The following is an 11,473-nucleotide window of genomic DNA, read 5'->3' as shown; positions in this document are numbered from 1 at the left end:
CCATCTCGAACAGAGAAGTTAAGCCCAATAGCGCCGATGGTACTGCATTTATGTGGGAGAGTAGGTCGCCGCCTTTCTTTATAAAGCCTCAATTCATTATGAATTGAGGCTTTTTTATTTATTAATTTGATAGTTAATTGAAATATAATAGTTTATTTTCGTTATTGATTTATAACTTTTTGTTTATAGGTAATGAATTTTAGAAATAGTCTTTTTTTCTCGTTTTTATTTATTATTTCTTCTGTATTTGGACAAGTAGGAGGTCAAGATATTTATCAATTTTTAAACTTATCTACTTCTGCTAGACAAATTGCATTAGGAGGTGAAGTATTAACTTTACAAAAAGATGTTAATCAACCAATTTGGAATCCATCAATAATTAATGATGAAATTGATAAAAAGATATCTGTTAATTACACTAGTTATTTGGCTGGAATAAATATAGGTTCTTTATCGTTTGCTAGTTCAGTTTCAAGAAGATCAGGTGTTTTTCATGGTAGTATTAAGTATCTAGATTATGGTACTCTAATAGGTGCTGATGTAAATGGAATTGAAACTGGTAATTTTAATGCAAGTGATATTGCTCTTTCTATTGGTTATGCTTATAATTTTGTAGGAACACATTTTTATGTTGGTTCGAATTTAAGATTAATTTCTTCTAGTATTGGAAATTTTTCTTCAACTGGTATTTCTACTGATATTGCTTTACTATATAATAATCCTTACAAACCGTTTGTATTAACAATGGTGCTTAGAAATATAGGAGCCCAAATTTCTACTTATAATGGTTTAAAAGAAAATTTACCATTTAAATTTGCAATTGGTGGCTCATATAAATTAGAACATGTTCCTTTAAAATGGTATGGGACTATTGATAATTTACAACAATGGGATATATCTGTAGCTAATCCATCTGATCAAACTACAGATTTAGAAGGAAATGTAACAGAAGGAAATATTGGATTTATTGAAAATGCATTCAGACATTTTGTTGTAGGAGCAGAGTTGTTTCCTGAAAGTGCTATTAATTTAAGATTAGGATATAATTTTAGAAGAGCAGCAGAATTAAAGTTACAAAACGCAAGAACTTTTAGTGGATTTTCTTTTGGTTTTGGAATCAAAATGAATAAATTTAAACTTAATTATGCATATTCTAAATACCATTCTGCAGCTAATGCAAGTACATTTAGTTTATTAATTGATTTAGAGAGAACAAGATAAAATGAGTAATAAAATTATTATTGCAATTGATGGATTTTCATCTACAGGAAAAAGTACCATAGCTAAGTTATTAGCTAAGAAATATAATTACATTTATGTTGATACTGGTGCCATGTATAGAGCAGTTACATTATTTGCGATGAATAATAATTTTGTAAGTAAAACTTCTTTAGATAAAGAAGCATTGATATTACATCTTAAAAATATTTCTTTAACATTTAAATTTAATAAAGAATTAGGGTTTGCAGAAATGTTCTTAAATAATGAGAATGTAGAAAAAGAAATTAGAACACTTGAAGTTTCTCAATTAGTAAGTAAAGTTGCGGCAATTTCTGAAGTTAGAAAAAAATTAGTTGCAGAACAGCAATTAATGGGTAATGAAAGCGGAATTGTTATGGACGGTAGAGATATAGGTACTGTGGTTTTTCCTAATGCTGAATTAAAATTATTTATGACAGCTTCTGCAGATAAAAGAGCTACTAGACGTTATAAGGAATTAATAGATAGAGGAGATAAAGTTGAGTTTAATGACATCCTTTTTAATGTAGAAGAAAGAGATAGAATAGATTCTACAAGAGAAGATTCTCCTTTAATGAAAGCCGATGATGCAATTAGTTTTGATAATTCTGACATGGGAATTACAGAACAATTTGATAGAATTTGTGCTTTGGTAGATAGAAGAATTTCTTAAGTACAAAAAGCTTATTAATTGGTTTAGCCCTGATTGAAACGACATCCTTTTCTGAAGAATTAAGAAAAGATATAGTGAAAAGCAGGAGGAAATAGCTTCAAATAAAAAACTTATGGAATATTTAAGTATTTATGAGTTTGTAAAGAAATTTTCCATTTTGGATTTTTCATAACATAATCAACGATCAATTCAGTCATTTTCTCTTTTTTACTCCATTCTGGTTGTAAATAAAGTTTACATTTTTTACCAACTTTTGCAGCTTCTTGTTCAGCAAAGTCAAAATCAGATTTATTATGAATAATCATTTTTAACTCATCTGCTTCTCTATAATTTTCTTTTAAAGGTAATTTTGTTTTCTTAGGAGAAAGACAAAACCAATCCCATTTTCCAGAAAAAGAATACGCTCCAGAAGTTTCAATATGAGTTTTAATATGATTTTCTTGCAGTAAAGAAGTTAAATAATCCATAGACCACATTAAAGGCTCACCACCAGTAATAACAACAGTTTCTGCATATTTTTTTACATTTTTTACAATTGTATCAGCTAAAGTTGGTGGGTGTAATTCTGCATTCCAACTTTCTTTAACATCACACCAATGGCAACCCACATCACAACCACCAACTCTAATAAAATAAGCAGCTGTACCTGTATGAGAACCTTCACCTTGTATTGTATAAAACTCTTCCATTAACGGAAGCATTATTCCTTTGTCTACTAAATCTTTTGTCTTTTTATCCATCTACTTCAATATCAACCTAAAAAGGATTTTAAAAATGCAAAGGTAGTTTTTTGTGTACCAAGAATAAAAAGAATAATAAATTAATTCTAATGTGTTAATAATCAAATGATTTTTGTAAATTTGCACTCCTTTTTACGAGAACAGATTTAGAAAAGGAACTATATAAAACAATTTATAAAAACAACTCTTTGCGTTTTTATCGTTAAAAATCTGAAAAACAATAAGATACAAAATTATTTAGACACATGTCTGAAGAAACAAAAAACACTGAAGAGCAAGTAGTTGCTACTGAAGTACAAGAAACAGCTACTCCAGCTGTAGATCCACAACAATTTTTAGCAGATTTTAACTGGCACAGATACGAAGAAGGTATTGATGAAGTTGATGAGCAAAAATTAGTTGAATTCGAAAAAGCGTTAGAAGGAACTGTAGGTTTCGTAAACGAGCGTGATGTAATTGAAGGAACTGTAATCAGAATTACTGAGAGAGATGCAATTATTGACATCAACTCTAAATCTGAAGGAGTTATCTCTTTAAACGAATTTCGTTACAACCAAGCATTAGCTGAAGGAGATAAAGTAGAAGTATTAGTAGACAAAAGAGAAGATTCTTCTGGTCAATTAGTATTATCTCACAAAAAAGCAAGAGTAATTAAAGCATGGGAACGTGTTAACAATGCTCATGAAACTGGTGAAGTAGTTAACGGTTTTGTTAAATGTAGAACTAGAGGTGGTATGATTGTAGATGTTTTCGGAATCGAAGCATTTTTACCAGGATCTCAAATTGATGTTAAGCCAATTAGAGATTACGATCAATATGTTGAGAAAACAATGGAATTTAAAGTTGTTAAAATTAACCACGAATTTAAAAACGTTGTTGTATCTCATAAAGCACTTATTGAAGCTGATATTGAATTACAGAAAAAAGAAATTATTGGTCAATTAGAAAAAGGACAAGTATTAGAAGGTGTTGTTAAAAACATTACTTCTTATGGTGTCTTTGTTGATTTAGGAGGTGTAGATGGTTTAGTACATATTACTGATTTATCTTGGTCTAGAATCAATCATCCAAATGAGGTTGTAGAATTAGATCAAAAATTAAACGTTGTAATTTTAGACTTTGATGATAACAAATCTAGAATTCAATTAGGATTAAAACAATTATCTGCTCACCCTTGGGAAGCTTTAAACACTGATTTAAAAGTTGGAGATAAAGTAAATGGTGAAGTTGTTGTTTTAGCTGATTATGGTGCATTTGTAGAAGTAGAACAAGGAGTAGAAGGGTTAATTCACGTTTCTGAAATGTCTTGGTCAACTCACTTACGTTCTGCACAAGATTTCGTAAAAGTTGGAGATAAAGTTGAAGCTCAAATTTTAACTTTAGATAGAGAAGACAGAAAAATGTCTTTAGGTATCAAACAATTACACCCAGATCCTTGGACAGATATTACAACTAAATATCCTGTTGGTTCAACTCATACTGGTACAGTAAGAAACTACACTAACTTTGGTGTGTTTGTAGAGTTAGAAGAAGGTATTGATGGTTTAGTTTATATCTCAGACTTATCTTGGACTAAGAAAGTGAAGCACCCTTCAGATTTTGTAACTGTTGGTGATAAATTAGAAGTTCAAGTATTAGAATTAGATGTAGAAAACAGAAAGTTAAACTTAGGTCATAAGCAAACTCAAACTAACCCTTGGGATGCACATGAAGCTACTTACGCTATCGGTTCTAAACACGAAGGAACAATCAAAGAAAAGAATGATAAAGGAGCAGTTGTAACTTTTGCTGATGGAGTAGAAGGTTTTGCACCAACAAGATTCTTAGAAAAAGAAGATGGTTCTAAATTAGGAAAAGGAGATACAATAGAATTTGTAGTTTTAGAATTCTCTAAAGAATACAGAAGAGTTGTAGTTTCTCATACATCTTTATTTAAAGAGCAAGAGAAAAGAAATGTTAAGGCAGCAGTTAAAAAAGCAGCTGAAGCAGAAAAGACTACTTTAGGAGATATTGGAGGTCTTGCAGCTTTAAAGAAAAAAATGGAAGAAGGTAAATAATCTTTATTTTTTTATAATTTAAAAATCCGTAGCAATTTGCTACGGATTTTTTTTTGCCTATTTTAGTAAGAAATACTTCTTTATTTATGTCTATTTATAAATTTACTTTATTAGTTTTCTTGTTTTTTATTTCTTGTCAAAATTCATCAAAACAAAATATAGAACAATTAACAAGCAAAATTAAAAATCAAGTTTCAGAAATAAAAGGTGATGTGGCTGTTGCTTTTTTAGATTTAGAAGATGAAACTAATTCTGTTTTTTTAAATGTTGATGAAAAATTTCATGCAGCCAGCACTATGAAAATTCCTGTTATGATTGAGCTATTTAAACAACAATCTGAAGGAAAAATAAACTTAAATGATTCTATTTTACTAAAAAATGAGTTTAAAAGTATTGTTGATGGAAGTTTGTATACAATGGATATTGGAGAAGATAGTGATGATGTAATTTATAGTAAAATAAATACAAAACAAAAAATATCAGATTTAATGTATAACATGGTTACTTTAAGTAGCAACCTTGCAACCAATATTTTAATTGAAATTGTTGATGCTAAAAAAACTACCCAAACTATGGCAAGTTTAGGAGCTAATAACATGAAAGTTTTAAGAGGTGTTGAAGATATTAAAGCATATAAATTAGGTTTAAGTAATTCTACCACTGCAAAAGATTTGTTAATAATTATGAAAGCTTTAGCAAAAGAAAAAGCAGGTTTAAAAGAAGATTGTAATAGAATGATTGCTATATTAAAGGAACAAAAGTGGAATGATATGATACCTAAATATTTACCCAAAAATTTAGAAATTGCTCATAAAACAGGTTCTATAACTGGTGTACATCATGATGCTGCAATTGTTTATTTACCAAATGGTAAAAAGTATGTATTGGTTTTGCTTTCTAAAAATTTAAAAGATTTTGATAAAGGAACAGATCAACTAGCAAAAATTTCTAAATCAATTTATGATTTTGTTTCGCAATAGTTTTTTAATTAGTGCGCTTTATAGATTTTATAATAATAGGTTTTAATAAACGTTGGTTTTTATTTTTACCAGCATTAATTTTTTTAACAATATCCATACCTTTAGTTACTTTACCAAAAGCAGCAAACCCTAATCCATCAGGATGTCTTTTACCTTTAAAATCTAATTCTGGTTGATTGTTAATACATATAAAAAAACTACTAGTAGCAGAATTTGCTGTACTTCTTGCCATAGAAAGTGTTCCGTTTAAATGTTTTAAACCCGTTTTTTTTGTGGTTTCAATTTCTATAGGCTCAATATTATTTTTTTGTCTAACTCCACCTTGAATAACTTGTATTTTAACATCTCTATCAGCTTCGTTTTCAGGAGTTGTTACTCTAAAAAAAACTCCATTATTATAAAGACCAGCATCAACATAATTTAAAAAATTAGTAACTGTAATTGGAGCTTTTTTTGGATATAATTCTATTTTAATTATTCCTTCTGTAGTTTCTATATCACAATCTACAGTTTTATTACAATTAAAAAGAGTAAAAGATAGTACAAGAATTAAAAAGAACCTTGATTTCATATTTACTTCGTATTATATTAACTCTTAAATATAATTAAAAGTTATTAATTAAAATAATTTCTTAAACTTTAAAAATAGTTAAACATCTAAAAGAATAATTTATATTTGTTTAGCTTTAAAAGATAAATAAAAACAATGACATTAATAAAATCAATTTCAGGAATTAGAGGAACAATTGGAGGTAAAACTGCCGATAATTTAACACCAATAGATGCTGTAAAATTTGCATCAGCATATGGAGCTTTCATAAAAGAAAGAAATGCAGGTAAAGAAAAAATAAAAGTAGTAATTGGTAGAGACGCTCGTATTTCTGGTAAAATGATTTCTAGTTTAGTAGCTAATACTTTAGTTGGTTTAGGTATAGATGTAATTGATTTAGGTTTATCTACAACACCAACAGTAGAAGTTGCTGTTCCTTTAGAAAATGCTGATGGAGGTATTATTTTAACTGCATCTCACAATCCAAAACAATGGAATGCTTTAAAGTTATTAAACGAAAAAGGTGAATTTTTAAATGGAGAAGAAGGTGTTAAGATTTTAGAATTAGCAGAAAGTGAAGATTTCGAATTTTCTGAAGTAGATGATTTAGGAACCTATTCTAAAGACAAAACGTATGTAGAAAAACACATAAAAGAAGTTTTAGATTTAGAATTGGTAGATGTAGAAGCAATAAAAAAAGCAAACTTTAAAGTTGTTGTTGATGGTGTAAATTCTACAGGAGGAATATTTATTCCTGCTTTATTAAAAGAATTAAATGTAGAATGTGTAGAGTTGTATTGTACTCCAAATGGACAATTTCCTCACAATCCAGAACCTTTAAAAGAACATTTAACAGATATTTCTGATTTAGTAGTTAAAGAAAATGCAGATTTTGGAATCGTTGTAGATCCAGATGTAGATAGATTAGCTTTAATTTCTGAAGATGGTTCTATGTTTGGAGAAGAGTATACTTTAGTTGCTTGTGCAGATTATGTTTTAGGAAAATTAGGTGGAGGAAACACAGTTTCTAACCTATCATCTTCTAGAGCATTAAGAGATATTACACAAAAACATGGAGGAACTTATACAGCTTCTGCAGTTGGAGAAGTTAATGTTGTTATTAAAATGAAAGAAACAAACACTGTAATTGGTGGAGAAGGAAATGGAGGAATCATTTATCCAGCTTCACATTATGGAAGAGATTCTTTAGTGGGTGTAGCATTATTTTTATCTCATTTAGCAAATGTTAAAATGTCTTGTAAAGAATTAAGAGATTCTTACCCAAGTTATTTTATGAGTAAAAATAAAATTCAGTTAACTCCAGAAATTGATGTTGATAAAATTTTAGAAACCATGGCTTCTAAATATGCTCACGAAGATGTAAATACTATAGATGGTGTAAAAATTGATTTTGAAAATGAATGGATTCATTTAAGAAAATCGAATACAGAACCTATTATTAGAATTTATACAGAAGCAAAATCTCAACAAGCAGCAGATGATTTAGCAGTAAGATTTATAGATGAAATAAAAGAGATTATTTAAGAAATAATTTTCTAAATAGATAAGAGTGATAAACTATAGTTTATCACTTTTTTTTGTCTTTAAGTTTAGCCGTGTGCATTTTTTGCCATTCATCAAAACGATGTTGATGTTTAAACCTGTTATGAGACCATAAATATAATTCTGGTTGTTCTTTAATATTTTTTTCAGTAAGTTTTAAATATTTTTCTGTTAACTCAAAGTTCTTATATTCTTTTGGGTTCTCTGCAATAACTTCAAATTCTGTTTCATAATAACCTCTCTTTATTTTTTTAGTAACATAATTTATAACTACTAAATCAAATTTTTTAGAAATCATTTCTGCACCTGTATGAACAGGTACTTTTACTCCAAAAAATTTACTCCAATAAAAAGTTTTTTCAACCATAGGAGATTGGTCACTTAATAAAATGTATAATCCTTGTACTTTATTGGTATAGTTTTTTAGCATACCTTTTACAGTATCAGAAGTTTTTAAGCCAATTACTCCAAACTTTTCTCTAAACTTTTTTAGCATTTTTTCAAAATGCTCATTCCTTAACTTACTGTAAGCACCATATACTTTTATATTTAAAACAAGAGGTAAACTATAAGACCACTCCCAATTTGCAAGATGTGCACCAACTAAAGCAATACTTTTTCCTTCTTTTTCGTATTTGTCTATTAGTTCAGGATTTTTGTATTTATAACGTTTTAGAACTTCTTTTTCGCTCATAGAAAAAGACTTTACACTTTCTATAAAAATATCTGTAAAATGCTTATAAAAACCTTTAGCAATTTTGTTTTTTTCTTTTTCTGATTTTTCAGGAAAAGCATAAGAAATATTTTGTAACACAACTTGCTTTCTATATTTAAAAACGTAATAAATTATTACATAGAAAAAATCTGATAATATATATAGAACTCTCATTGGCAATCTAGAAACGAGCCAAATAATAGGATAAACTAATATAAACGCTAAATACTGCATAAATTACTTTTAGAATGCAAATATCTATATTTAATTTCAAAAAAAAATAGTAAAAACAAAGAGTTTTATTAAGTTTGTTATATGATGAACAATATAAATCAAGCAGTTTTATTACTGATAATAGCCAATGTTTTAGTGTCTATGAAAGGCTTTAAAGATTATTCTTTTTTAGATAAATATAAATTTCAGGTAAGTAGAATTTTATCTGGAGAAAAAATTAGAACATTAACATCTGGTTTTTTACATGTAGATTGGATGCATTTAGGTTTTAATATGTATGCTTTATATCTTTTTGGAGATATTGTAGCAGCTCTTCTAGGGACTCCAAATTTTTTAATAATCTATTTTGGAAGTTTATTGGCAGGTAGTTTGTATTCTCTTCAATACCATAAAAACGAACCTTATTATAGTGCAGTTGGTGCTTCTGGAGCTGTTTCTGGTATTGTTTATTCATCAATATTATTATACCCAGGTATGGAATTGTTTTTATTCTTTATTCCTATTCCAATTCCTGGGTACATTTTTGGAGTTGGATATTTGCTTTATTCTATTTACGGAATGAAAAAACAATTAGGAAATGTTGGTCATTCTGCACATTTAGGTGGAGCAATGGGAGGTTTTGCAATTACACTTTTATTAAATCCATCTTTATTTATAACAAATAAATTATTAGTTATTTCTTTAGGAATACCAATTATATTATTACTTATTTTTGGTGATAAATTAAAAGATTTATAAAAGAAAAACCGAAACAGATAAGTTTCGGTTTTTTTATTAAAAAATAAAATTTTACTCTAATAAAACAAGTCTATATTTTTGATTATCAATTGTTAAATTAATTTAAATTTAAAGCAAAAAAAAGACTTTATTATTTCTAATAAAGTCTTATGAGCGAAAGACCAGGTTCGAACTGGCGACATTCAGCTTGGAAGGCTGACGCTCTACCAACTGAGCTACTTTCGCGTGGTAAAGAGCTGCAAATATAAGATGTTTTTTTAGTTGTGCAACAATTTTTTTATCAAAAATTAATAAAATTTTTTGCCATCACGTAAAACCTTTAAAAAGTGAAAACCATAGATATTATAACCCTCATTATAATAAAATTTATGAGACTTAGGATTGTTTACATAAGCATTTAACTCTATAGCTTCACAACCTTTGTTTTGGACATGATTGTCAATCCATTTAAAGAATTGTTTTCCAATTCCTTGACCTCTTAAACTTTCGTCTAAAATTACATGATCAGGTTCTACAGTTTTGCCAATATAATGTCTTGTTGAATACCAAAGACCTGATATACCTACCAATTTTTCTTCAATATATAAACCTACACATTCATAATTTGAAAATTCAGACATTTCTTTTACCCTTTCTTTTAATAAATTAATAGGGGTTTTTGAATTAAGTTTCTGTAATAGTGGAATTATGTTTAAGATTTCTTTTTTTGAAATGACTTTTATATGTGTTTTCATTTGATATTTTTTTTATGGATGAAAATGTAAAGTTAATATCAAAATGTCTTATTTAATGAATAGGTAATTTATTTTTTCTACTAATTACTGCCCTAAAATTAAAATAAGAAATATACCTATTGAACGATTTTATATTCTGAAATATATTTATAGTGTACTATAATAGTAAGTAGTTATAGTTTATTTATTTAATAATTTAAAAATCCCTAAAAAACATTATTATGAAAAATTTACAATTAGTTTTAGCTCTTTTGTTAATGTCTTTTTCAGTTAGTGCTCAAGACTTGGCAATGAATACATCAGTTAATTATAATAATTCTTCTTCTTATGATATAGCTAATTATCCTGTAGCACCATTGTTAGAAAAAACAATTTATACTTATAGATATAAAGGTGAGGATGTTTTGGTTGTGTTTTCTAAAGATGAGCACATAGAGTATTTTAATAATAAACAATATTTTATTAAATCGAAAATAGAATGGACAGCTAATAATAGATGTTTTATGACTATTAAAGAATCTAATTTACCAAATTTTCCTTTTAGAAGTGGATCTAAATTGTATATGAAAATTACAAAAATTAAACGCGGATATGTTTTTTATGAATCTACTTTAGGTGGCAGAACTTGGTTAGGTAAAATGAAAAAACTACAATAATATTAATAAATAAAATTCCCCTGATTATGAAAAAAATAATAACAATATTTATCCTTATACTTTCATTTTATAACTATGGACAAAATAAAATTGAAATTTCTCTTCAACAAGATGCAAGATTATTCTTAGTAGGAGATCAAAAAGGAAATGACCCTTTAACTATTAATTTTTTATCTAAGTTAGAAGTACCAGTTTACAATTTAGAAAAAAGTCACTTATCAATTTATTTGGGTGTAGAATATGCAGATTTGGTTGGTAAAAACTTTAAAAGATATTCTATTGGTACTGGTTATATAGTTAAAAGTATTTATGGTAAAATTGGTGCTGGTGCTTATTTAGACTTTGGTAAAATTTATAGAAAAGATGAAGGTTTTAATAGTTTTAGTCTTAGTGGAGAACTTAACTATAGATTAAATGATAAATTAAAGTTTATTTGTACTCAGCAATTAACTTATAGAAAGGATCTAGTAGAACTATATAATAGCAATAATAAATATGTAATTAGTGGCTTTATAGGTTTAAAATATAGTCTCTAGATATATTTAAAGTAGTTAAGTACTAGTAAAAAAGCAAATCATTTAAATGATTTGCTTT

The 11,473-nt window shown here is 27.6% G+C and carries 12 protein-coding genes, 1 tRNA gene and 1 rRNA gene; 9 read left to right on the top strand and 5 right to left on the bottom strand.

Annotated features, from left to right (window positions below; genetic code table 11):
- From rrf to cmk, 3 genes are all read left to right on the top strand, one after another.
- Nucleotides 1-77, top strand: a 5S ribosomal RNA gene (gene rrf / locus MPF13_RS15705); the annotation flags it as partial.
- A gap of 115 nt (nt 78-192) precedes the next feature.
- Entirely contained in the window at nt 193-1,221 is a 1,029-nt protein-coding gene (porQ, locus tag MPF13_RS11805; RefSeq protein ID WP_249982739.1) for a type IX secretion system protein PorQ, read from the top strand.
- Nucleotide 1,222: 1 nt separating this feature from the next.
- Entirely contained in the window at nt 1,223-1,912 is a 690-nt protein-coding gene (cmk, locus tag MPF13_RS11800; protein WP_249982737.1) for a (d)CMP kinase, read from the top strand.
- A gap of 110 nt (nt 1,913-2,022) precedes the next feature.
- On the opposite strand, the gene MPF13_RS11795 is transcribed toward cmk, so the two are convergent.
- On the bottom strand, nt 2,023-2,652 hold the full coding sequence (locus MPF13_RS11795; protein ID WP_249982736.1) for a 7-carboxy-7-deazaguanine synthase QueE: 630 nt from the start codon (nt 2,650-2,652) through the stop codon (nt 2,023-2,025).
- Between the two features lie 245 nt (nt 2,653-2,897).
- Between MPF13_RS11795 and rpsA the strand changes: the two genes are divergently transcribed.
- A complete protein-coding gene (gene rpsA / locus MPF13_RS11790) occupies nt 2,898-4,709 on the top strand; it encodes a 30S ribosomal protein S1 (RefSeq protein ID WP_249982734.1) in 1,812 nt (603 codons plus the stop codon).
- 86 nt (nt 4,710-4,795) lie between these two features.
- Nucleotides 4,796-5,689, top strand: coding sequence for a serine hydrolase (locus tag MPF13_RS11785; RefSeq protein WP_249982732.1), 894 nt, complete (start codon nt 4,796-4,798; stop codon nt 5,687-5,689).
- A 4-nt stretch (nt 5,690-5,693) separates the two neighbouring features.
- On the opposite strand, the gene MPF13_RS11780 is transcribed toward MPF13_RS11785, so the two are convergent.
- Nucleotides 5,694-6,260 carry a peptidylprolyl isomerase gene (locus tag MPF13_RS11780; RefSeq protein ID WP_249982730.1) on the bottom strand — a complete coding sequence of 189 codons (567 nt, stop codon included), beginning with the start codon at nt 6,258-6,260 and terminating at the stop codon, nt 5,694-5,696.
- Nucleotides 6,261-6,395: 135 nt separating this feature from the next.
- On the opposite strand from MPF13_RS11780, the gene glmM reads away from it, so the two are divergent.
- Nucleotides 6,396-7,784 (top strand): phosphoglucosamine mutase, encoded by a 1,389-nt coding sequence (glmM, locus tag MPF13_RS11775; protein ID WP_249982729.1) that lies wholly within the window; start codon nt 6,396-6,398, stop codon nt 7,782-7,784.
- Between the two features lie 43 nt (nt 7,785-7,827).
- Here the strand turns inward: glmM and MPF13_RS11770 are convergent, their stop codons facing one another.
- On the bottom strand, nt 7,828-8,751 hold the full coding sequence (locus MPF13_RS11770; protein ID WP_249982727.1) for a lysophospholipid acyltransferase family protein: 924 nt from the start codon (nt 8,749-8,751) through the stop codon (nt 7,828-7,830).
- A gap of 81 nt (nt 8,752-8,832) precedes the next feature.
- On the opposite strand from MPF13_RS11770, the gene MPF13_RS11765 reads away from it, so the two are divergent.
- The gene (locus tag MPF13_RS11765) at nt 8,833-9,489 is read left to right on the top strand and encodes a rhomboid family intramembrane serine protease (RefSeq protein ID WP_249982725.1); all 657 of its coding nucleotides are present in this window, start codon (nt 8,833-8,835) and stop codon (nt 9,487-9,489) included.
- Between the two features lie 152 nt (nt 9,490-9,641).
- Here MPF13_RS11765 and MPF13_RS11760 read toward each other — a convergent pair.
- Nucleotides 9,642-9,714, bottom strand: a tRNA-Gly gene (locus tag MPF13_RS11760).
- Nucleotides 9,715-9,776: 62 nt separating this feature from the next.
- Nucleotides 9,777-10,223, bottom strand: coding sequence for a GNAT family N-acetyltransferase (locus MPF13_RS11755; protein WP_249982724.1), 447 nt, complete (start codon nt 10,221-10,223; stop codon nt 9,777-9,779).
- 221 nt (nt 10,224-10,444) lie between these two features.
- Between MPF13_RS11755 and MPF13_RS11750 the strand changes: the two genes are divergently transcribed.
- Both MPF13_RS11750 and MPF13_RS11745 read left to right on the top strand, forming a co-directional pair.
- Nucleotides 10,445-10,879: a hypothetical protein gene (locus MPF13_RS11750; RefSeq protein WP_249982722.1), complete on the top strand. Its 435-nt coding sequence runs from the start codon at nt 10,445-10,447 to the stop codon at nt 10,877-10,879.
- Between the two features lie 26 nt (nt 10,880-10,905).
- Nucleotides 10,906-11,415, top strand: coding sequence for a hypothetical protein (locus MPF13_RS11745; RefSeq protein ID WP_249982720.1), 510 nt, complete (start codon nt 10,906-10,908; stop codon nt 11,413-11,415).
- The last annotated feature ends 58 nt before the right edge of the window (nt 11,416-11,473 follow it).

The sequence above is a fragment of the Polaribacter sp. Z022 genome, from assembly GCF_023555495.1.
Taxonomy (GTDB): domain Bacteria; phylum Bacteroidota; class Bacteroidia; order Flavobacteriales; family Flavobacteriaceae; genus Polaribacter.
This window is presented reverse-complemented; position numbering and strand designations above follow the sequence as displayed.

What these genes read in the sequence shown, in the direction of transcription:
- MPF13_RS11780 (WP_249982730.1), bottom strand. Translation starts at nt 6,260, where the DNA reads ATGAAATCAAGGTTCTTTTTAATTCTTGTACTATCTTTTACTCTTTTT.
- porQ (WP_249982739.1), top strand. Translation starts at nt 193, where the DNA reads ATGAATTTTAGAAATAGTCTTTTTTTCTCGTTTTTATTTATTATTTCT.
- MPF13_RS11770 (WP_249982727.1), bottom strand. Translation starts at nt 8,751, where the DNA reads ATGCAGTATTTAGCGTTTATATTAGTTTATCCTATTATTTGGCTCGTT.
- MPF13_RS11785 (WP_249982732.1), top strand. Translation starts at nt 4,796, where the DNA reads ATGTCTATTTATAAATTTACTTTATTAGTTTTCTTGTTTTTTATTTCT.
- MPF13_RS11765 (WP_249982725.1), top strand. Translation starts at nt 8,833, where the DNA reads ATGATGAACAATATAAATCAAGCAGTTTTATTACTGATAATAGCCAAT.
- MPF13_RS11745 (WP_249982720.1), top strand. Translation starts at nt 10,906, where the DNA reads ATGAAAAAAATAATAACAATATTTATCCTTATACTTTCATTTTATAAC.
- cmk (WP_249982737.1), top strand. Translation starts at nt 1,223, where the DNA reads ATGAGTAATAAAATTATTATTGCAATTGATGGATTTTCATCTACAGGA.
- rpsA (WP_249982734.1), top strand. Translation starts at nt 2,898, where the DNA reads ATGTCTGAAGAAACAAAAAACACTGAAGAGCAAGTAGTTGCTACTGAA.
- MPF13_RS11750 (WP_249982722.1), top strand. Translation starts at nt 10,445, where the DNA reads ATGAAAAATTTACAATTAGTTTTAGCTCTTTTGTTAATGTCTTTTTCA.
- MPF13_RS11755 (WP_249982724.1), bottom strand. Translation starts at nt 10,223, where the DNA reads ATGAAAACACATATAAAAGTCATTTCAAAAAAAGAAATCTTAAACATA.
- MPF13_RS11795 (WP_249982736.1), bottom strand. Translation starts at nt 2,652, where the DNA reads ATGGATAAAAAGACAAAAGATTTAGTAGACAAAGGAATAATGCTTCCG.
- glmM (WP_249982729.1), top strand. Translation starts at nt 6,396, where the DNA reads ATGACATTAATAAAATCAATTTCAGGAATTAGAGGAACAATTGGAGGT.